Genomic DNA, 20,575 nt, shown 5'->3' with positions numbered 1-20,575 from the left:
TACTTTCTAGTTCCGGATAGGTGGCAGATATGTAGTGAGTGAGGTTCCTGCAAGAGGGCGCATGACGATCCGTCGCGCCACGTTCCAGCCTGAACCGAGTAGCAAAACAAAACTCCCAAGCAATACAAGGGAGATAGCAGTTAGCTGCGATGCAGAAAAGTCAGCAGACTCCAGCAAATAGGCTAATGCGAAGCCTAGATAACTCAGCGCCGCAACCAGCATTGCACGACGGTCAATGATGAGAGCAACCGCACCAAATGCCAGGACAACAGCAATGGAGACCAAGGCATAAGCTTCTGTTTGCTGTTCAAGATACATTCCACTCAAGATGGAATGAACGATAAGGGGGGCAGCAAGCAGGTGAAGCCAAAAAGCCTTGTCTGTGTTGAGTGTTTCCCGCTTGGTGTCTTTGGTATCAAAATACATCGCGCAAGCGAATGCAAACAGACCGCAGACCAACGAAACCCAGGACAGATAATCAAGAATCTTAGTGTCAGTTACCAATGTCAACGCGCCTACGATCAAGCCCATGATCCCTGCAACAATGACAGTCAGTGTGATCGGGACTTTAAAACGCCAGTAAAACAAAGAAGCGCCCACTAAAGCGAAGATGGAACTCAGGATGACCTGAATGGATTCGGAGTCATTGTTCAAAACGTCAGGTGTGAACAGGCCAAATCCAACAAGCGCAATTGAACCTCCAAACAATCCTGTCAGCAGAATTGAAGGAAGCGCGAGCTTCTTAATCTTGGTGAACCATTCAGCCAACACCCATGTGATGATGGCAGCAGCGCCAGCAACAGCAGCTGTAGGAAGACCGCCTTGAGTGAGCGGCTCACCGAGCCCAATACTATAGCCAGCAAAAAGAATTAGGATACCGAGGCTAATGAAAATATCATGAAAGCCGCGTGTAAACCGGACCTCTTCTGGGTCGTGAAGGCTCTCAGATGTTTGTTGGTTCTGAATGTTTTCTGCTTGAAGAGATAAATAGGAGACGAGCTTATCAGCTTGATCAGCGCTGATAATTCCTGCGGAGATGGCTCCGGTAAGAGATGCTCTTGATATCATCAGTTCCTCGTCAAATCCAAATGGAACAATAAAAGCTTCAAGTATCCTTGGCTTAGCAAATTAAGCTGATCTAAAAGTGTCTTGAACGCAGAACTGGAGATCGAAAATTATTGATCTCCAGTCGTATCTTGTAGCCAAAGTTACTCTTCGTCGAGTACTTCAACCGTAACGTTGCTGTTTGTGTAGACGCAGATATCTGCTGCAATTGTCATGGACTTGCGACAAACCTCTTCTGCGGTCAGGTCCATATCAACCAGCGCACGTGCTGCGGACAGCGCGAAGTTGCCACCGGAACCGATACCCATGACGCCATTCTCCGGCTCAAGCACGTCGCCGGTTCCTGTCAGCACCAAAGAGTGCTTTTTGTCGGCAACCAGCATCATGGCTTCCAGACGGCGAAGGTAACGGTCTGTACGCCAATCTTTCGCCATCTCAACGCATGCACGCATCAACTGATCAGGATATTGTTCGAGCTTGGCTTCAAGGCGCTCAAACAAGGTGAACGCATCAGCAGTCGCACCTGCAAAGCCAGCAATAACCTTACCGCCTGCCAGTGGACGGACCTTGCGTGCAGTGCCTTTGATGACCGTTGATCCAAGAGACACCTGACCATCTCCAGCAATTACGACTTTGCCGCCTTTGCGCACGGTCAAGATGGTTGTGCCGTGCCACTGTTCAGGTTCACTCATTCATTTTTCTCCAGAGTTCTATCGGCAACGGAGCAAACTCCCGCGCAACTCAATTTCAAATTTGTGTCTGCGGTATTATGTATGTAGTCCTTTCCGCATTGCCAATGCGGCAAGCTAAAAAAACTCAGTTATCCTGTAGCTTTACGTGACTTGCCTCACTGACGAAGCGGTCAACAAGCTTATGCAATCGCTTGATCTGGTGATCTTTTGTGAGGTCGCCATTTTCATCAAAGGACTTGCCCGCGAAGTTAATAGAGACCATTTCCGGCAGGACAAGGCATCCTAAAGACACTTCCATGATGGTCCTCAGGTGCATGAGGCCTCTCAAAGAGCCATGCGCACCTGGAGAAGCCCCACCGACGGCATAGATCGACTTGTGGAAGAGCTGAAGCGGTTCTTCCTCTGGCAATTGGATGCGACTGATCCAGTCCAGTGTATTCTTCAGCAATGGCGTGATGGATGAGTTGTATTCCGGGCTAGCGATGAAGATGCCATGGTGGGTCTCAATGAGCTTTCTGAGCTTGAATGCATTTTCTGGAATGCCTGTATCATCTTCCAGATCACCATCGTAAATAGGCAAAGGATAGTCAGCAAGGCTGATTGTGGTTACTTCTGCATTGGCGATCGTCAGGTGTTTCGCCATCAGCTCTGCCAGCATTTTATTGTAGGACCCTCGACGGGTTGAACCTGAAAAAACGAGTATCTTTGGCTTCATAGGGCTATCCTCACCACATGGCTCTGCATTCTCTAGTCCAAGAGCTGCACGATCTCAGATTGAAGTCGGCACGAAGAGTACCTCATACTACCCAAGCGTAAGGTTTATGGAAGATACGCGTTTTTAGGTGATTGGCTGCTAAACGCCTGCCTTTGAGAAATCAAAAGGGCTTTCGGAAAATCCAGACACGAGCCGGAGGAATGTTCTTCACGATCCATCCAGTTTTCGACCAGCTGAACATTTTGGATTTCAGTGATACCGGAGACGCGAGAGAATATGAGAACTGAATGAAGGGAGCACCGGGTCTCATAAGGGCAAAGGCATCACGAATGCACTTCAAGCGAAATTCCATCGGCCTGGACACAAGCGGCAAGCTCGAAACCACAGCGCACAGCGAGTTCGGGGCAATATGCTCAAGGCTGGGACGCATGTTGTAAGCATCACCTTGAACCACATTCAGTCCCTCAAATTTGTCACTGAGATGCTCGCAGAAGTCTGTGCTGTACTCCAAGCAGGTAAGGCGATCTTTTGAGATACCTGCTTCCAGAATAGCTTTTGTAACCGGGCCTGTGCCAGGTCCTAACTCTAAAACCGGATTATTTGACTGAACGGGAACGAACTCTGCCATTCTCTGGGCGAGAACAGGGCCTGATGGCGCAACTGCTCCGGTCGTGAGTGGTGCTTCCACCCACGCCCGAAGAAATTTGGAAGGCTCACGAAATTTGTTCAAGGCATTTTCTGCCCGTGACCTCGTTTCGTGAAACATTCAACTCTCCGTAGCATCAACAAAGGGTACTACTGAGATATTACTGATTGGTGGCAATTTAAAGAGCTATGCCTTGAAATTCTCCAAAAAATCTTTTGCCTTTGCAAAAAAGCCCGTAGATTCAGGATGATTTTCACCAGAAGACTCACCTTCAAATTCTGAAAGAAGCTCTTTCTGCCTCTTCGTAAGATTTGCTGGTGTCTCCACGGCAACTTGGATATACATGTCACCCTTCTGGCTAGACCGCATAATCGGCATGCCTTTACCGCGCAGCCTGAATTGCTTTCCGGTCTGAGTGCTTTCAGGAACCTTCACACGCGCAGTGTTGCCATCCAAAGCAGGAACTTCGAATTGACCACCCAGAGCGGCAGTTGTCATTGAAATCGGCACGCGGCAGAAGATGTCAGCACCGTCACGCTGGAAAAACTCATGCGGGCGAATGGACAGGAAGATGTAAAGATCGCCTGCGGGACCACCGCGAGCACCGGCTTCACCTTCGCCTGACAAGCGAATACGCGTGCCATCTTCGATGCCTGACGGAATATTCACGGAGAGCGTGCGCTCTTTTGTTGTCCGGCCAGTACCGCCACAGCTGTCACATGGGTCTGTAATGATCTCACCACGGCCCTGACAGGTTGGACAGGTGCGTTCCATGGTGAAGAAGCCCTGAGCCGCTCTAACGCGCCCAGCACCACCACAGGTTGGACAAGTGGACGGACGAGTTCCGGACTTTGCGCCGGAGCCACTGCACGGCTCACATGTTACTGAGGTTGGAACCTCGATCTCGACGGACTTACCTTCGTAAGCTTCTTCAAGAGAGATTTCCAGATTGTAACGTAGATCCGCGCCACGTTCGCGGCCAGAACCACGACGGCCACCACCGCCGCCAAAGAACTCATCGAAGATGTCTGCCATGGAGGAAGCAAAGTCGCCTGGACCTGCTCCACCGCCACCACCAAAGCCACCGTTTTCAAAGGCTGCATGGCCAAATCGATCGTAGGCAGCGCGCTTTTGCGGGTCTTTCAGGGTTTCGTAAGCTTCGCTTACTTCCTTAAAGTTTGCTTCCGCTTCATCATTACCAGGGTTTCGGTCTGGATGGAATTTCATCGCGAGTTTGCGATAAGCGCTCTTAAGTGCCTTCTCGTCGACCTCCCGTGCTACCCCCAGCACCTCATAGTAGTCGCGTTTAGACATTATGAAATAAGCTCCAAAGACGTGATGTCTATCTGCGTTCTGAAGCCTCAGGAGAACATCAGCTCAGTCCGAGGTCACTGTGGGCAGTCGAGATCAATTCTTGCTTTCGCAACGAACTCACTCGTGAACTGCACTCATCTTCAAAACAAAACTGTTTACTGTTCAGTCGGTGATTGAGGTGCAGCTTTAAGCGCAGCGCACACATTACCAACTACCCATATGTAGGAAGCAGCTCTCTCAAATGCAATTGCACCCAAAAGGTTCTCTTCGACTAAAATCTTCCATACAGTCGGGAAATACTTGAATAAAGTTTACCTCGCAAGCCCATAGGAGCTTGCGAGGTAAAAGTATTAGTTAGCTGGACTTTTTGTCGTCGTCGCGAACTTCTTCGAAGTCTGCGTCAACCACATCGTCAACTGGCTTTGGCTCACCATCGTCTTCAGCACCCTCTCCGGCTTCCTCTGCCTGAGCGTCCTTGTACATAGCTTCGCCAAGTTTCATGGAAACTTCTGCAAGAGACTGGGTTTTCGCAGTGATATCTTCCAGATCTTCACCGTCCAGAGACACCTTCAATGCAGCCAAAGCGCCTTCGATTGCAGACTTGTCTTCGTCTGAAACCTTATCGCCATACTCTTTGACGGATTTCTCTGTTGAATGGTGAAGTGCTTCACCCTGGTTTTTGGCTTCAACCAGATCCTTACGCTTCTTATCGTCTTCAGCGTGAGATTCTGCGTCTTTCACCATCTGCTCGATATCAGCATCGGACAGACCACCAGATGCCTGAATACGGATCTGCTGTTCTTTGCCAGTGCCTTTATCAGTTGCAGACACATTCACAATACCGTTTGCATCAATGTCGAAGGCGACTTCAACCTGAGGAACACCGCGAGGTGCTGGTGGGATGCCAACCAGATCAAACTGACCAAGGATCTTGTTGTCCGAAGCCATTTCACGCTCGCCTTGGAAGACGCGGATGGTCACTGCAGTCTGATTGTCTTCAGCTGTAGAGAATACCTGGCCCTTCTTAGTAGGGATGGTGGTGTTACGGTCGATCAAACGAGTGAATACGCCACCCAGTGTTTCGATGCCGAGGGACAGAGGTGTAACGTCCAGAAGCAGAACGTCTTTAACGTCGCCCTGAAGAACGCCTGCCTGAATTGCAGCACCCATCGCAACAACTTCATCAGGATTTACACCCTTATGAGGTTCTTTGCCGAAGAATTGCTTAACGATTTCCTGAACCTTTGGCATGCGAGTCATACCACCGACGAGAACAACCTCATCGAGTTCACCAGCTGCAAGGCCTGCGTCTTTAAGAGCCGCTTTCATTGGAGCAACAGTACGCTGAACCAGATCGTCAACGAGTTGCTCAAACTTTGCGCGAGTCAGTTTAAGGGTAAGGTGCTTAGGACCGGAAGCATCTGCTGTGATGAACGGCAGGTTGATTTCAGTCTGGGATGCGGAGGACAGCTCGATTTTTGCTTTTTCAGCTGCTTCTTTCAAGCGCTGCAATGCGAGCTTGTCGTTCTTAAGGTCGATGCCCTGCTCTTTTTTGAATTCATTCGCAAGGTAGTCAACCAGACGCATGTCAAAGTCTTCACCACCGAGGAAGGTGTCACCGTTGGTGGACTTCACTTCAAATACGCCATCGCCGATTTCCAGTACGGAAACGTCGAAGGTACCGCCGCCAAGATCGTAAACCGCAATGGTTTTACCGTCGTTCTTGTCCATGCCGTATGCAAGAGCAGCGGCGGTTGGTTCGTTGATGATACGCAGAACTTCAAGACCAGCGATCTTACCGGCATCTTTAGTTGCCTGACGCTGTGCATCGTTGAAGTATGCAGGTACTGTAATAACAGCCTGAGTAACAGTCTCACCCAAGAAGCTCTCAGCGGTTTCTTTCATCTTTTGCAGAATGAAAGCGGAAACCTGAGATGGGGAGTACTTTTCACCTTCAGCCTCTACCCATGCGTCGCCGTTGTCAGCTTTAACAATTTCGTATGGAACCAGCTTTTTGTCTTTTGCGACTGTTGGATCATCAAAACGACGACCAATGAGACGCTTAACAGCAAACAGGGTGTCTGTTGGGTTGGTAACAGCCTGGCGTTTCGCTGGCTGGCCTACAAGCTTCTCACCATCATCAGAAAACGCAACCATAGAAGGGGTAGTACGCGCACCTTCTGCGTTCTCGATTACTTTGGCGTCCTTGCCGTCCATTACAGATACGCACGAATTTGTCGTGCCGAGGTCGATACCGATGACCTTTGCCATGTTTTCATTCTCCTTTCGGCAGACCGCCCGAACCCCAAAGGCCTTCGGATAATGTCGGATCAGCATCCGACCGGTCCCCAATACATTGCACTTGCGTGAGTTGTCGCAAACACGCAAGAAAACTTCAATTGGCTATATAAGAGGGGTCCCTTGCCCCTGCAAGGGACAGGACCCGATATATTGACACAAGATCTATCCGAAGCCATTTTCTGAGTTAAGAAAATGAACTTTTCTTTGGAAAACCACAGAAAACACCTCTATTGCATCCCCGTTTTCTGCGTTACCCCCATTTCTAAGAGGGTGTTTGTGGATAGAGCTCTTCAAGAGAGACAGAGTGCCCACTTTCCTGGACGATACGCACATGCTCTCGTGAAAGCTGCCTTGCAGCATCAACGCCGCATGCGTGGGCAATCATATCGACTTCCATCCGCACGCTATGGCAATAGGCAGCAACGCGGTGGCTCTTCTCTGTCGGGTCCAGGCCAGCCTGAAGCGCTTCGTTGTGTGTGGTGATACCCGTTGGGCATGTGTTCTTGTTGCATCGCATTGCCTGAATACAGCCCAACGCAAACATGAAGCCCCTGGCAGTTACTGCAAAATCAGCTCCTGAGCACAACACTAAAGCAACGGCGGATGGGGTAATTCGCTTTCCAGATACAATGATGCGGATACGGTCACGCAGATCATGCTTTCGCAATACATGATCGACAATTGGAAGTGCCTCAGAGATCCTTAGTCCCACGTTGTCCATAAGAGGCATCGGAGCCGCACCCGTACCACCATCTGCTGAATCTATGGTGATAAAGTCCGGTGCATGTTCGATCCCACGGTGGTTAATTTCACGACAAAGCTCTTCCACCCAAGCGCTTGAGCCTATCACTGTCTTGAAACCAACAGGCTTCTTGGCAATGGCGCGGACGCGGCTGATGAAGTCTAAAAGCTCACCCGTATTGCTGATTTCAGGGTGACGATTTGGAGCGTGAGATGGTTGCCCGACTTTGAGCCCACGAATTTCTGCTATCTCAGGTGTCACCTTTCCACCAGGCAAGAGACCACCTTTTCCGGGTTTGGCGCCTTGAGCGAGCTTGATCTCGACCATTTTGACCTGAGCGTTGTCCGTAATTTTCTTCAGCTTGTCTTCATTGAGAGTGGAGTCATCATTCCGGCAACCATTTTTTGCTGTCCCCATTTGAAAGACAATGTCGGCGCCACCTTCTAAATGGTAAGGAGATAAGCCACCTTCTCCGGTGTTCATCCAGCACTTTGCCATTTTTGCACCTCGCGAAAGGGCGAGAACCGCAGGACGGGAAATAGCCCCGTAACTCATGCCAGAGATATTAAAGTAACTGGGTGGCACATATGGATTTTCGACATAAGGACCAATGAGAAGCGGTTCAGGTTCGTCAATCTCCTTCTCCAGTTTTGCAAAAGGAGCATTCACAAACAGGGCTGTGCCCGGCAAGTTGAGGTTTTTTGTAGACCCAAATGCCATTGTGTTGCCTTCAGCCTTGGATGCGCGATCTATCCAGGTGCGTTCGGCACGGTTGAACGGCATTTCCTCTCTATCCATCGCAAAGAAGTACTGGCGAAAGAATTCACCTAAATACGCGAAGAGTGATCGGAAGCGGCCTACAACGGGGTAATTATGCCGAATCGCGTCTTTGTGTTGGCGTCGATCAACAACATAAAGAACGATGGCCACAATGACCGCGAGCAGAATTAGGAGTGAAACAAATGCTGCAAAAATATTTAGTACAGCCGAAAGCAGTGGAGGTAGAAGGTGCATTTGTGGTTCTCCTTAACCGGGAAACCACTATTTTGGAGAATATGGGTTAAATTCACTTTCGGCTAATCCCTCCAAGTTTTCCGGTTTTGTAAGCGGTCTTTTTAGTAGCTATGCTCGGTGTAAAAGAGATATCCAGATGCGATTGAGCGATGACTTTCCTAAAGGTTTCAAATACCTGCCCGGATATTTCTCTCCGGAGGAGCAAAAGGGACTTGTCGATACGCTCAGATATCTCGTCAAAGAAGCTCCGTTGTTCACGCCAGTTATGCCGCGAACAGGAAAGCCATTTTCTGTTCGGATGACCAATCTTGGTACATTGGGATGGGTGTCTGACAGGAGTGGTTATCGCTACCAAACTCAACATCCTGAGACCGGTCAGCCCTGGCCAGTTATCCCTAAGGTCCTGCAGGATCTTTGGAATAAGGTTGGCGACAGCCCGACAGCGCCAGAAGCCTGCCTCGTGAATTATTATGCAGCAACGGCAAAAATGGGCATGCATCAAGACAGGGATGAAAAGACGTTTGAAGCCCCGGTTGTGTCAGTCAGCCTTGGAGATACAGCAATTTTTCGGCTCGGCGGTGTGAAACGCGGAGGCCCGACGCAGTCACTCAAGCTTAATTCAGGAGACGTTGTTGTACTCGGAGGGGAGGCGCGGCTTTGCTACCACGGTATTGACCGCATCCTTGGCGGAAGCTCAAGCCTGCTCAAAGACGGAGGCAGACTAAACCTGACTCTCCGCCGCATCTCACCATTTTAGTCAGAATGTCAGGCTTCTTCGAGCGCGCCAGCCATAAAGAAGGCACGGATACCGCTAGATACAAAACGAATAGTGCCTTCGACTATCTCATCCTGATCCATTTCTTCATCGTAAGGACCTTTGGAAGCTCCGGTCACCACGTATAACGCTTCCAGCGTTGCGCTGTGCATGAGCATCATCAGCAACTGTGCGCGAGGGCCTGTTGGGATGTCGCTCTTTGTGGCTTTCGCCAGCGCTTTTGTGATGCGAAGAATAATCCTCGGCGGCTCCCATGAGTGCATGATCTTCTGGCCGGATTCCGGGTCAGAGAAGACCTGACGAATAAGAACAACAAACGGAACCAGCTTTCCGGTATCTCGTGAAATCCCTTGTACAATCAAGGGTTCCATGAATGCGCGGGTTATCTCTTCGAGGTCGGGCTCGCGCCCGCCAACTTCAAGCGCATCCAGACGTTGCATGCGCATATCATCAATTTCGCGAAGGCGGCGCATAAAGACCGCCCTGACGAGATCATCTTTGCTGCCAAAGTGATAGTTGACTGCAGCAACGTTGGCATCAGCTTTTTCGGTGATCATTCTTACAGAAGTTTCCGCAAGACCATGTTCAGCGAGCAAGCGTTCTGCGGCATCAAGTAACCGTTCACGGGTCCCCAGTTCAGAACTGTCTGGCACAGCGGCACCTCCAGGAAGATAGTTTACAATTGCTTTGAGCATTATCTGCGGGCTTTCGAGTAGACCCTTAGAAATCTCAAATACTTCTCTTAAGCTATCTTGCTTTTAGCACGTTTTATTGAGCAACAACCCGCCTACAATTCATATCATCAATTGCAATGACTATATAAATCTTAGATAAATTTATGCAGTAACTTAATATGATCCAATTATTTCTAGATTCTCCAGATATAGCCGGCTAACCAATAAAAAACGGGAGCGTAACAACTCCCGTTTTTCATAGTTTCAACTCAGAATGTCTTAGAGATGGATGCCGTAGGCAATTGCTGAAAGAGCGATTGCTATGACCCAAAGTGCGATACGTCCAGACCGGCTATGCTTGGCTTCCGACTTGCCAATCGCATCTGCCGTTGCCTCATCGAATCTCAAACCGTTGTTTGCCATCGACTCCAGCTGATTAGAAAACTTGCTCGCACGATCAGCAATAATCGGTAAATCACTTGCCAGACGCCCCAAAACGGTCACACCCGTTGCAAGGTCTGTGATGCGCCCCATTGGGCCAAGGTTTCTTTGGATCCAACCGGTTACAACAGGGTCAGCCGTGTTCCACATATCCAGATGGGGGTTCAGCGAGCGGGCGACACCTTCTGCCAGAACCATATTTTTCTGTAGCAAAATCAACTGAGGCTGAGTGTGCATATTGAACATCTCAGTCACTTCAAACAGCTGTGTCAGCAAACGCGCCATTGAGATTTCACTGGCATCATGCCCATGGATCGGCTCACCAATCGCCCGAATTGCTTGCGCGAATATATTCACGTCCTGATCTGCAGGCACATACCCAGCTTCAAAATGAACTTCGGCAACTCGCAGGTAATTGCGAGTTATGAAGCCATAGAGAATTTCTGCCAGGAAGCGGCGTTCAGAAAGCCCCAAACGCCCTGTAATCCCTAGATCGACCGCCACCAGAGTTCCGTCCGGTTCAATGAAGAGATTGCCCTGATGCATGTCCGCATGGAAAAAACCGTCTCGTACCGCATGGCGCAAGAAAGTCTGGATTACTTTGTTGCCCAGCTCGGCCAAATCATGACCTGCTTCCTCGATACCTTCAAGATTAGAAAGCTTTACACCGTCAACCCATTCCATAGTGAGCACGGAACGGGAAGTGCGTGGCCAATCTACGCTAGGTACGCGAAAGTCTTTGTCATCCTTGCTGTTTTCACCCATTTCAGAAAGAGCTGCGGCTTCCATGCGCAGGTCCATTTCTAAAATGACAGCGTGCTCATAGGTCTCAACCATCATGATTGGACGAAGGCGACGGCTTGCCGGACTAAAGCGCTCTGCAAGACGTGCTGCGAGGTAAAAGCTCTTCAGATCGCGCTTAAACCCGCGCTCAACACCGGGGCGCAGGACTTTAACGGCTACTTTTTCCAATTCGCCGTCGCGGTTTCGGAAGTAGGCAGGGTGCACCTGTGCAATCGAGGCTGCCGCAACTGGCTCACCAAACTCTTCGAAGTGATCCTCGACTGTTTTACCCAGCTGTTCTTCGACTGTTTTGCGTGCATACTGCGTCAGAAATGGCGGAACATTGTCCTGAAGTGCGGACAGCTCCTTTGCGGCTTCCTTGCCAACCACATCCGGACGTGTCGCAAGAAACTGTCCTAATTTGATGTAGGAGGGTCCAAGGCGGTTCAGAGCGTCTGTCAGGCGTGCTGCTGCATCTTTCTTTTCGATGCCGCGACGCTCAACCATACGTGCGGCACCGATAGCCAAACGTGGTCCGGGAGGAAGATCTGGCAGAGAGACAAGTCCGAACACACCTTCGCGGGCCATAACATAACCCGCGAAAACCAGACGCATAAATGGCACAATATTTGCGATCATAACTGGTTAGATTTTCCAGCCGGAGTGAAGTGCAGCGATACCGCCGGTGTAATTTCGATAAGTGACACGCTCAAAACCTGCATCACGTATCATCTGCGCAAAACGTTCCTGATTTGGAAACTTGCGGATAGATTCTACGAGATAGCTGTATGGGTCTCCGTCACCTGTCACCGCCTGTCCGATTTTTGGAATAGCGTGGAAAGAGAACAGGTCATAGACCTTATCAAGTGCTGGCACGTCTACCTGTGAGAATTCAAGGCACATGAAGCGGCCACCGCGTTTGAGCACACGGTGAGCTTCTTTCAGTGCTTTGTCGATCTGCGGGACGTTACGGATACCGAATGCAATGGTGTAGGCATCGAAGTGCTTATCCGGGAAAGGCAGCTCTTCTGCATTGCCCTGAATGAACTCGATGTTCTCAGAAAGCCCAGCTGCGCTTGCGCGATCTTTACCGACACCCAGCATTGATCCGTTGATGTCACAGACGGTGGATTTGATTGTGCGATTGGAGCGCTCAACAACGCGGGTTGCAATGTCTCCAGTACCGCCAGCCACATCCAGATGTCGCCATTCACGGGCGCCATTCTTTGGTGGGTTCATGCTGGAAACCATCGCATCTTTCCAGAGACGATGCATTCCGCCAGACATAAGATCGTTCATCAGATCATAGCGGGATGCCACTTTGTGGAAAACATCATCCACCAGATCCTGCTTTTCACCTTCGCGAACTGTGCGAAACCCGAAGCTAGTTGCCATTTCAGTCGGGTCTGTTACGGATGCCTGCTCAGGGGTTGAGAACTCACGCGCCATAATCAAATCACTCCATTTCGCGGGCGAACATAGTACAGCTTGTTACAAAGCGCTATTCTAGAACGCAATCTTTGCCCAGCAGCAAACCACTGTACCAACGGATATCTTATGCCTGAATTACCGGAGGTTGAAACAGTCCGTCGCGGACTAGCTCCTTTTTTTGACAATGCAACAATTTGCAGAGTTGAACAACGCCGACCTGATCTTCGTTTTCCTTTTGGTGATGATTTCGTAGATCGCCTGGAAAATCGCAGAGTTGTTTCCTTCAGTCGCCGCGCAAAATATCTGCTACTTGATCTGGACAGCGGTGATGTTCTGGTGATGCACCTCGGCATGTCGGGCTCCTTCCGCTGGATCGAGACTGATGATCAGGAGCCAACGCAAACCGTTGAAATGTATCATGCAAAAGGTAAGCACCCTCAGCATGATCATGTCATCTTCCATGTTCGGCCAGCTGATCAGGAAACGATCGTAAAGATCATTTACAATGATCCGCGACGCTTTGGATTTATGGTGCTCATTCCACGCAGTGAGCTGGCAACACATCCGATGTTTGTCGATATGGGGATCGAACCACTCGGCAATGAACTGGATGGAGCCTACCTCGCCAAGCTGTTTGAGAACCGAAAGACCTCTCTCAAGGCAGCTTTGCTCAATCAGAAGTTCATTGCAGGATTGGGTAACATTTATGTGTGTGAAGCACTCTGGAGAACGGGGTTAAGTCCCTTCAACAGTGCATCCACGCTTGCAGGCAAATCTGGTAAGCCACTCAAAAAGGCCGATGAGCTTTCCAATCACATTCGTGAAGTCTTGCAGGAAGCGATAAAATCTGGCGGATCTTCCTTGAAAGATCACCGACAAGCGGATGGCTCACTCGGATATTTCCAGCACAATTTTTCTGTCTATGATCGCGAGGGAGAAGCTTGCCGGACACTGAAGTGTGATGGCGTCATTGAACGGAAGGTTCAGAATGGGCGTTCAACGTTCTTTTGCCCTAAATGCCAGAAGTAAGAATGAGAGCTGATATGTCACGCTTGAGGGAATTGCATTCCCCAGAGCAACTGTCTAGGAAACAGGCATAATATTAAAAAGCCGGCGGGATGCCCTGCAGACGGCGAGAAAAGGATAGCCCTATGAAAATCGGTGTAGTTGGTGTTGGCGCTGTTGGAAGTACTGCAGCCTACGCCATGGCCATGAACGGTGTGGGCAACGAAATTGTACTCGTCGATTACAATCCGAAACTCGCTATTGCTCAAGCAGAAGATATTCTTCACGCAACCCCATTTGCACGCCCGATGAGTGTTATTGGCGGCGATTACAGTGACTTGAAAGACGCTGCCGTTGTCGTGATTGCGGCTGGTGTTAACCAGCAACCTGGTGAAACCCGCATTGAGCTGTTGGCGCGCAATGCTGGCGTGTTTGCAAAAGTCATTCCTGAGGTGCTGAAATATGCGCCGAATGCGATCCTGATCATCGCAACCAATCCGGTTGATATCATGACCCAGGTTGCGACGGAGATTTCTGGCCTGCCTCGTAATCGTGTTATCGGCTCCGGTACAATTCTGGACACTGCGCGTTTTCGTACCTTATTGGGTAAACATCTGGGCATTACGCCAACGTCGGTACATGCAGACGTGCTTGGTGAGCACGGCGACAGTGAAGTGCTTGTCTGGTCTGGCGCCAAAGCTGGTAATACGCCGTTGTTTACCTTTGCAGAGCAGATCAACAAGCCAATCACCCAAGATGTTCGTGATCGTATCGACCATGGTGTTCGTTACGCTGCCTATTCGATCATTGAAGGCAAGGGGGCAACCAACTACGGCATTGGCGCAGGGCTCTCCCGTATCGTGAAGGCTATCGTGACAAATGAACACGCCGTCATCAGCCTTTCCATCGTCAATGAAGAGATCGTCGGCGTGAGAGACACAGCCCTTTCAGTGCCGCGAGTGCTGGGTGCTGACGGTATTGAAGCTACGCTCCTCCCAAGTCTGGATGAGTTGGAACGTAGCCAGCTGCAAGCGTCCGCGGTGGCGTTGGAAACGGCGGCAAAAGAAGTGCTTTCCAAGCACCTGAAATAGTGAAGATCCTGCAAAAGCTTTATTTCGGCAGTTTTATTAGGCTTTTGCGGAATTTTCTTATTCTCACCTTGGCAAAAACCTGTTTTTCACCTATGCCACAGACCTAGTTTCTGATGCACAAGCGCATACAATCGCCAAGTTAGCTATTGGATTAGGTTTGTTGCGCGCGTCTGTGCACCACTTGCAGCGCGGAGAGTATTGATGACACAGGCGGATATCGGCCTTGTTGGACTAGGCGTCATGGGAGCCAATCTGGCTCTTAATATCGCAGACAATGGCTATAAAGTAGCGGTATTCAACCGTACTGCAGAGGGAACCCAAGCTTTCATGGAGAAGGCTGGACACCTCAAAGACATGTTTATTCCGTGCTACAGCACAGAAGAGCTGGTAGCGAACATCAAAGCCCCTCGTCCTATCATTTTGATGGTTCCGGCAGGCGAGCCAGTTGATCAGCAGATTTCTGTTCTGAAAGACCACCTGAAAGACGGTGACATTCTGATTGACGCAGGCAATAGCGACTTCCACGACAGTAATCGCCGCTACAAAGAACTGGCTGACACGCCATTCACCTTTGTTGGCATGGGCGTTTCTGGTGGTGCGGAAGGCGCTCGCTTCGGTCCATCCATCATGGTTGGTGCTTCTGAAGCCGCTTATGCGCGTATCGAGCCTATCCTGAAAGCAATCTCAGCAAAGCACAATGACGAACCTTGCGTTGCTTTGATGGGTCCTGAAGGTGCTGGCCACTTTGTGAAGACCTTGCACAACGGCATTGAGTATGCCGACATGCAGATGATCGCTGAAGTTCACGAGGTGCTAACCGAGACACTTCGCATTAGCATTCAGGAACAAGCGGAGATCTTCTCCAAGTGGAATGAAGGCCCGCTGGCGTCTTACCTCATTGAGATCACCGCAAACGTCATGGGTGTGATTGATGAAGAGAGCGGCAAGCCAATTCTGGATGTTATTCTGGATACTGCTGGCCAAAAAGGCACAGGTCGCTGGTCCGCTGTTGAAGCCCATATGCTAGGCGTTCCGGCAACTGGTATTGATGCAGCTGTTGCAGCTCGCTGTATGTCTGCAAGTCGTGCACTCCGTCAGGAAGTTGCGGAGCTTTACCCGCAGTCTGATGCAGTTCTAACTTGGGAAATCAAGCAGGAAGGCATCGACGCCTGTGAGCGCGCACTGATTGCCGGTAAAATTGCGGCTTATGCTGAAGGCTTTGCTGTGCTGGCTGCTGGCGGCAAGGAAAACGGCTGGGATCTGCCAATGGGTGACATTGCCCGCATCTGGCGTCAGGGCTGTATTATCCGCTCACGCTTCCTCGATGAGATTGCGCAGGCATATGACCAAAATCCTGACCTGAAATCTCTCTACCTGGCTCCTGCTATTGCTGAACGTATGAAAGATGCTGTTCCTGGTCTGCGCGATATGCTGAGCCTGAGCATCACCAATGGCGTACCAACACCTGCTCTTTCAGCAGCACTTGGTTCGTTTGACATGATCCGTCAGAAGCGAACTGCTGCCTACGTGATTCAAGGTCAGCGTGACTTCTTCGGTCAGCACGGCTTTGAACGTACGGACAAAGAAGGCTCTGGCTTCCACGGCCCTTGGCCTGCTGGTGGCGCGTAAGCTAGATACAACTTAGGCATGCTAGTTATTAACTAGGCTGTGCTATGCCTGATTGAAATTTGATGCAGAAACTGGCAGGACCCCTATGTGGCCCTGCCCGTCCTTAAGAAGGCTGGCATGTAGAAGCTACAAACTGAGCCTTTACTAATCCCGGGAATAAGATGTGACTGCCAATTCACCCAACGGAGCTGAGATTTACCGCCGTCTCATTAAAGCGATTGAGAGCCGTGAACTGAAACCCGGCAGTCGCTTGCGTGAAGCAGAACTGGCAGAGAAATTCGGCGTCAGTCGTACACCTATCCGGGAAGGCCTGAAGCGCCTTGAAGCGCAAGGACTTGCCGTTCATGAACCAAACCGCGGCATGGTCATTCCTAGTCTGGACCACAACCAGATCAGCGAACTGTACTACCTACGTGAAGTGCTGGAAGGGACTGCGGGTCGACTGGCTGCGCAGCATGCCTCAAGTGCTGAAATCGAGATTCTGCAGGAAATGGTCGAATCCGACATGCAGAACCTTGCGGATGCAGAGCGCTTGATCAAGACCAACCGCGAGTTCCATCGCCGCTTCTATCTCGCATCCCACAACCGCTATCTGGTTGAGCAAATTGACCATATGCGTCTATCTTTGCTGCTGCTGGCAGGCACAACCCTGACCGATGATGATCGTCGTCGTCTGGCGATTGAAGAGCATGCAGAGATTGTGGATGCAATTTCCAAGCGGGATTGTGACCGTGCTGATAAAGCTGCACGCCACCACATCGCAGAAGCCCATAAGGCTCGCTTAAAATTCTTCACTCAGCTCACCTGAGTCTTGTCTAAATTTGGGTGATTTGGAGCGCGTTCTGCTAATAGGACGCGCTTTTTTGCATATATGAGTCGGTATAAGTACCTAGAAAACCAATCAAAACAAGCTTCGCTTTTATTAGTCTGAGATATCACATAAGTTTCATATGAACATAGTAGACGTTCATATGAACAGCATATTTGCAGATTGAAGCAGACTTTTGTGATGGAAACAGCGCTCAGTACAAGACAATCAGAGATTATCTCTCTCGTGCGTTCCAATGGTTTCGCGAGCGTGGACTCGTTGTCGGAGCAGTTTGCGGTTACCACCCAAACGATCCGCCGAGACATAAATCGCTTGAGCGAACTGGGGCTTTTGAGGCGGGTTCATGGTGGTGTGGAGGTTCCGGCGAACCGGGGCAACATCACCTACAAGGCCCGAAAGATCCTTAATCTTGAGGCAAAGAACGCAATTGGGTACTCCGTCGCTGAGTACATCGACGATGGCGCAACACTTGCTTTTTCCATCGGTACAACGCCTGAAATTGTTGCAGAAGCTCTTGATACCCACGAGGGATTGAAGATCTTCACCAACAACATGAACGTAGCTATTGCAGCGCTGCGGAACACTTCCAGCGAAGTTACGATTGCCGGAGGTCGATTGCGCCATGGCGATCTGGACGTTCTTGGTTCAAGCGCGGAAGGTTTCTTCAGAAACTATAAGTTCGACGTCGGCATCTTTGGCGTTGCTGGCGTGGACAGTGATGGCACCCTTCTAGACTTCAACGAGGACGAAGCTGCAGCTCGTCAGGCGATCTTGGCAAACTGCCGTCAATCCTTTCTTGTTCTAGACCATTCTAAGTTTGGCCGCCTCGCCCATGTGCGTGCTGGCTTCCTGACTGACGTCACAAAGATTTTTTGCGAAGAAACCCCGCCAGCTTCAATCCTTTCAATAATTGAGAAGTCATCTGCAGAGCTCGTGATCTGCAAACAGGAGCCTACTCTATGAGCAACCTGAACCATCCAGCTCGCCTAGAACTTTCAAATCTGACCAAGTCCTGGGGAGATTCAACGGCAGTCAACAATGTCAACCTGTCCGTGGATGGTGGAAGTTTTACGGTTTTGCTGGGGCCCAGTGGATGCGGCAAATCCACGACGTTGCGCTTGATTGCCGGGTTGGAAGAGGCAACTTCCGGGCAAATCACAATAGGCGGGCGGGATGTAACTTATCATTCCCCCGCCCAGCGCGACATCTCCATGGTGTTCCAGAACTACGCACTCTTTCCGCATATCTCTGTAGCGGAGAACATTTTATTTGGCCTGAAGGTGCGCAAAGTAGGAAGAGCGGAGCGGGATGAGCGGTTGAAGACTGCAGCCGATCTTCTCGGTATTTCTCAGTTGCTGGACCGAAAGCCGTCGCAGCTTTCTGGCGGACAACAGCAACGGGTTGCTCTTGGACGTGCCATCGTTTCTCAAAAGCCTGTTTGCCTGATGGATGAACCGCTCTCCAACCTTGATGCAAAGCTTCGGCAAGAAATGCGCGTTGAGCTGAGAGCACTGCAGCAGCAACTTGGCCTGACGATGGTTTATGTCACTCACGACCAGACAGAAGCGATCACAATGGCCGATCAGGTGGTGTTGATGAACAAAGGTGAGGTTGAGCAGGTTGCGACGCCGAAAGTCATCTATGAGCGCCCTGCCAGTGTGTTTACAGCGCGTTTCATTGGCGTGCCTCCGATGAACATCGTGGAGCTGGACAGAGTTCGTGCTGTTACCCCAACCACTGCTCAGCCTTTGCTGCCTGATGCGCCTGAGGGATGCCTATTAGGCCTGCGTCCAGAGGACATCAGATTAACTGGTGAAAACGGTGTCCCCGCCCAAGTATTGAGCCTTGAATACATGGGTGCAGATACGTTGGCTAACTGCTCTGTCGGTGGTGAAAAGTTGCTCGTTCGCGTGAAAGGCAGCACTGACTTAAGCCCGGGGCAAAACATTGGCCTGACCTGGGATGAAGAAATTCCTGCAAGTTTTCAGCGAGATACCGGCAAACGCCGGGAAGAATTCAAGCCGGTCGAGGTGCAATTCGAGCCGGCTTGAAAAACGCGCATCAGCGCATTGGAGTGCCCCAATTACTAGGGCAATTTGAGGATATAAACCTATGAAATCCATTTTCAAGTCTTTAGGTCTGGCAGCTTCTGCCGCTGCTCTATCCCTTGGTACTGCGATCAGCGCTCATGCGGTTGATCTGCAATTCTATTTTCCTGTGGCTGTTGGCGGTACAGCCGCAACAACAATTGAAGAGCTGACAGCAGAGTATGCGGCTGCTCATCCTGATGTGAATATCAATGCTGTTTATGCGGGTTCTTATCAGGATACTGTTTCTAAAGCTCTGACCGCCGCTCGTGGCGGCAATCCTCCACAGCTCTCCGTGATCCTGTCAGTCGACATGTTCACTCTCATTGATGAAGACGTGATCATTGCGTTTGATGATGTTGCTAACTCAGATGAAGACAAGAAGTGGCTGAATAGCTTCTACCCTGCCTTCATGGAGAACTCGCAGACTGGCGGAAAGACTTACGGTATTCCATTCCAACGCTCTACTCCGGTTCTCTACTGGAACAAGGAAGCCTTTAAAGCGGCGGGTCTGGATCCGGAAAAAGCGCCTGCAACATGGGAAGAGATGGTTTCCATGGGCCAGAAGCTGATCAAGAAAGACGCTTCCGGCAACGTGACCCAGTGGGGTGTGCGTATTCCTTCCTCTGGTTTCCCTTACTGGCTGTTCCAGGGACTGACCACCGAAAACGACGCTATTCTGGCAAACGCTGATGGCAACAAGACCAACTTTGACGACCCAAAGGTTGTTGAAGCTCTGCAGTACCTTGTCGACCTTTCTGGCAAGCATGGCGTTATGGCTCCTGGTATCATCGAATGGGGTGCAACTCCGAAGGCATTCTTCGAAGGCAACACCGCTATGATGTGGACCTCAACTGGCAACCTAACCAACGTACGCAATAACGCACCGTTCGATTTCGGCGTTGCTATGTTGCCAGCAAACAAACGTCGCGGCGCACCTACTGGTGGCGGTAACTTCTACATCTTTAAAGATTCCAGTGATGAGCAGAAGAAAGCTTCCGTTGACTTCGTGAAGTGGATCACCGCTCCAAAGCAGGCTGCTAAATGGTCGATGGCAACAGGTTATGTTGCGCCGTCTCCAGCCGCTTGGGAAACTGATGAGATGAAGGCTTATGCAGCTGACTTCCCACCTGCTTTGGTTGCTCGTGAGCAGCTGAACCACGCGGTTGCAGAACTCTCCACATACCAGAACCAGCGTGTCACCCGTATCTTCAACGATGCACTGCATGCTGCAATCACCGGCAAGAAAACACCGGAAGAAGCCCTAAAAAGTGCTCAGGCAGAAGCAGACCGTATTCTCTCTGAATACCGCTAAGTCACTCTGATTTCACGTGATTCAGC

General features: G+C 50.4%; 18 protein-coding genes. 8 read left to right on the top strand and 10 right to left on the bottom strand.

The features are described 5' to 3' along the window. Positions 1-6: 6 nt before the first annotated feature. The 7 genes from BM231_RS02350 to BM231_RS02320 all read right to left on the bottom strand — a co-directional run bounded on the left by BM231_RS02350 (position 7) and on the right by BM231_RS02320 (position 8,489). The gene (locus BM231_RS02350) at positions 7-1,068 is read right to left on the bottom strand and encodes a hypothetical protein (RefSeq protein ID WP_093516432.1); all 1,062 of its coding nucleotides are present in this window, start codon (positions 1,066-1,068) and stop codon (positions 7-9) included. A gap of 140 nt (positions 1,069-1,208) precedes the next feature. Further along, positions 1,209-1,757 carry an ATP-dependent protease subunit HslV gene (gene hslV / locus BM231_RS02345; RefSeq protein WP_057463084.1) on the bottom strand — a complete coding sequence of 183 codons (549 nt, stop codon included), beginning with the start codon at positions 1,755-1,757 and terminating at the stop codon, positions 1,209-1,211. 124 nt (positions 1,758-1,881) lie between these two features. Next, positions 1,882-2,472: an NADPH-dependent FMN reductase gene (locus tag BM231_RS02340; protein WP_093516430.1), complete on the bottom strand. Its 591-nt coding sequence runs from the start codon at positions 2,470-2,472 to the stop codon at positions 1,882-1,884. A gap of 160 nt (positions 2,473-2,632) precedes the next feature. Next, entirely contained in the window at positions 2,633-3,238 is a 606-nt protein-coding gene (locus BM231_RS02335; protein ID WP_208860003.1) for a class I SAM-dependent methyltransferase, read from the bottom strand. A 66-nt stretch (positions 3,239-3,304) separates the two neighbouring features. After that, positions 3,305-4,432 carry a molecular chaperone DnaJ gene (gene dnaJ / locus BM231_RS02330; protein ID WP_093516428.1) on the bottom strand — a complete coding sequence of 376 codons (1,128 nt, stop codon included), beginning with the start codon at positions 4,430-4,432 and terminating at the stop codon, positions 3,305-3,307. A 354-nt stretch (positions 4,433-4,786) separates the two neighbouring features. After that, a complete protein-coding gene (gene dnaK, locus BM231_RS02325; protein ID WP_093517040.1) occupies positions 4,787-6,703 on the bottom strand; it encodes a molecular chaperone DnaK in 1,917 nt (638 codons plus the stop codon). A 292-nt stretch (positions 6,704-6,995) separates the two neighbouring features. After that, a complete protein-coding gene (locus BM231_RS02320) occupies positions 6,996-8,489 on the bottom strand; it encodes an FMN-binding glutamate synthase family protein (RefSeq protein WP_093516426.1) in 1,494 nt (497 codons plus the stop codon). A gap of 136 nt (positions 8,490-8,625) precedes the next feature. On the opposite strand from BM231_RS02320, the gene BM231_RS02315 reads away from it, so the two are divergent. After that, positions 8,626-9,246: an alpha-ketoglutarate-dependent dioxygenase AlkB family protein gene (locus BM231_RS02315; protein ID WP_093516424.1), complete on the top strand. Its 621-nt coding sequence runs from the start codon at positions 8,626-8,628 to the stop codon at positions 9,244-9,246. A gap of 8 nt (positions 9,247-9,254) precedes the next feature. On the opposite strand, the gene BM231_RS02310 is transcribed toward BM231_RS02315, so the two are convergent. The 3 genes from BM231_RS02310 to ubiE all read right to left on the bottom strand — a co-directional run bounded on the left by BM231_RS02310 (position 9,255) and on the right by ubiE (position 12,611). Beyond that, a complete protein-coding gene (locus tag BM231_RS02310; protein WP_057463089.1) occupies positions 9,255-9,917 on the bottom strand; it encodes a TetR/AcrR family transcriptional regulator in 663 nt (220 codons plus the stop codon). Between the two features lie 300 nt (positions 9,918-10,217). Next, positions 10,218-11,801, bottom strand: coding sequence for a 2-polyprenylphenol 6-hydroxylase (gene ubiB, locus BM231_RS02305; RefSeq protein ID WP_093516422.1), 1,584 nt, complete (start codon positions 11,799-11,801; stop codon positions 10,218-10,220). Positions 11,802-11,807: 6 nt separating this feature from the next. After that, positions 11,808-12,611, bottom strand: coding sequence for a bifunctional demethylmenaquinone methyltransferase/2-methoxy-6-polyprenyl-1,4-benzoquinol methylase UbiE (gene ubiE, locus BM231_RS02300; RefSeq protein ID WP_063309091.1), 804 nt, complete (start codon positions 12,609-12,611; stop codon positions 11,808-11,810). Positions 12,612-12,719: 108 nt separating this feature from the next. Between ubiE and mutM the strand changes: the two genes are divergently transcribed. The 7 genes from mutM (at position 12,720) to BM231_RS02265 (ending at position 20,549) form a co-directional block, all read left to right on the top strand. Continuing rightward, entirely contained in the window at positions 12,720-13,622 is a 903-nt protein-coding gene (gene mutM, locus BM231_RS02295; RefSeq protein ID WP_093516420.1) for a bifunctional DNA-formamidopyrimidine glycosylase/DNA-(apurinic or apyrimidinic site) lyase, read from the top strand. A gap of 122 nt (positions 13,623-13,744) precedes the next feature. Next, positions 13,745-14,689, top strand: coding sequence for an L-lactate dehydrogenase (locus tag BM231_RS02290; protein WP_057463093.1), 945 nt, complete (start codon positions 13,745-13,747; stop codon positions 14,687-14,689). A gap of 201 nt (positions 14,690-14,890) precedes the next feature. Further along, on the top strand, positions 14,891-16,318 hold the full coding sequence (gene gndA / locus BM231_RS02285) for an NADP-dependent phosphogluconate dehydrogenase (RefSeq protein ID WP_063309088.1): 1,428 nt from the start codon (positions 14,891-14,893) through the stop codon (positions 16,316-16,318). 163 nt (positions 16,319-16,481) lie between these two features. Continuing rightward, positions 16,482-17,126 (top strand): GntR family transcriptional regulator, encoded by a 645-nt coding sequence (locus tag BM231_RS02280; protein ID WP_057463095.1) that lies wholly within the window; start codon positions 16,482-16,484, stop codon positions 17,124-17,126. Positions 17,127-17,327: 201 nt separating this feature from the next. After that, positions 17,328-18,110: a DeoR/GlpR family DNA-binding transcription regulator gene (locus BM231_RS02275; RefSeq protein WP_063309087.1), complete on the top strand. Its 783-nt coding sequence runs from the start codon at positions 17,328-17,330 to the stop codon at positions 18,108-18,110. Further along, on the top strand, positions 18,107-19,198 hold the full coding sequence (locus BM231_RS02270; protein ID WP_093516418.1) for an ABC transporter ATP-binding protein: 1,092 nt from the start codon (positions 18,107-18,109) through the stop codon (positions 19,196-19,198). The genes BM231_RS02275 and BM231_RS02270 overlap by 4 nt, the downstream gene beginning before the upstream one ends. Positions 19,199-19,259: 61 nt before the next feature. Further along, positions 19,260-20,549 carry an ABC transporter substrate-binding protein gene (locus BM231_RS02265; RefSeq protein WP_063309085.1) on the top strand — a complete coding sequence of 430 codons (1,290 nt, stop codon included), beginning with the start codon at positions 19,260-19,262 and terminating at the stop codon, positions 20,547-20,549. Positions 20,550-20,575 lie beyond the last annotated feature (26 nt).

The sequence above is a fragment of the Pseudovibrio ascidiaceicola genome (assembly GCF_900114245.1).
Classification (GTDB): Bacteria; Pseudomonadota; Alphaproteobacteria; order Rhizobiales; family Stappiaceae; genus Pseudovibrio; species Pseudovibrio ascidiaceicola.
The sequence above is the reverse complement of the archived record's forward strand: the minus strand, read 5'-3'. Positions and strand labels throughout refer to the sequence as shown.

Excerpts from the sequence above, each read along its gene's own strand:
- BM231_RS02265 (WP_063309085.1), top strand. The coding sequence starts at position 19,260 with ATGAAATCCATTTTCAAGTCTTTAGGTCTGGCAGCTTCTGCCGCTGCT.
- BM231_RS02275 (WP_063309087.1), top strand. The coding sequence starts at position 17,328 with ATGGAAACAGCGCTCAGTACAAGACAATCAGAGATTATCTCTCTCGTG.
- BM231_RS02290 (WP_057463093.1), top strand. The coding sequence starts at position 13,745 with ATGAAAATCGGTGTAGTTGGTGTTGGCGCTGTTGGAAGTACTGCAGCC.
- hslV (WP_057463084.1), bottom strand. The coding sequence starts at position 1,757 with ATGAGTGAACCTGAACAGTGGCACGGCACAACCATCTTGACCGTGCGC.
- ubiB (WP_093516422.1), bottom strand. The coding sequence starts at position 11,801 with ATGATCGCAAATATTGTGCCATTTATGCGTCTGGTTTTCGCGGGTTAT.
- mutM (WP_093516420.1), top strand. The coding sequence starts at position 12,720 with ATGCCTGAATTACCGGAGGTTGAAACAGTCCGTCGCGGACTAGCTCCT.
- BM231_RS02350 (WP_093516432.1), bottom strand. The coding sequence starts at position 1,068 with ATGATATCAAGAGCATCTCTTACCGGAGCCATCTCCGCAGGAATTATC.
- BM231_RS02340 (WP_093516430.1), bottom strand. The coding sequence starts at position 2,472 with ATGAAGCCAAAGATACTCGTTTTTTCAGGTTCAACCCGTCGAGGGTCC.
- BM231_RS02320 (WP_093516426.1), bottom strand. The coding sequence starts at position 8,489 with ATGCACCTTCTACCTCCACTGCTTTCGGCTGTACTAAATATTTTTGCA.
- gndA (WP_063309088.1), top strand. The coding sequence starts at position 14,891 with ATGACACAGGCGGATATCGGCCTTGTTGGACTAGGCGTCATGGGAGCC.
- ubiE (WP_063309091.1), bottom strand. The coding sequence starts at position 12,611 with ATGGCGCGTGAGTTCTCAACCCCTGAGCAGGCATCCGTAACAGACCCG.
- dnaJ (WP_093516428.1), bottom strand. The coding sequence starts at position 4,432 with ATGTCTAAACGCGACTACTATGAGGTGCTGGGGGTAGCACGGGAGGTC.
- BM231_RS02315 (WP_093516424.1), top strand. The coding sequence starts at position 8,626 with ATGCGATTGAGCGATGACTTTCCTAAAGGTTTCAAATACCTGCCCGGA.
- BM231_RS02335 (WP_208860003.1), bottom strand. The coding sequence starts at position 3,238 with ATGTTTCACGAAACGAGGTCACGGGCAGAAAATGCCTTGAACAAATTT.
- BM231_RS02270 (WP_093516418.1), top strand. The coding sequence starts at position 18,107 with ATGAGCAACCTGAACCATCCAGCTCGCCTAGAACTTTCAAATCTGACC.
- dnaK (WP_093517040.1), bottom strand. The coding sequence starts at position 6,703 with ATGGCAAAGGTCATCGGTATCGACCTCGGCACGACAAATTCGTGCGTA.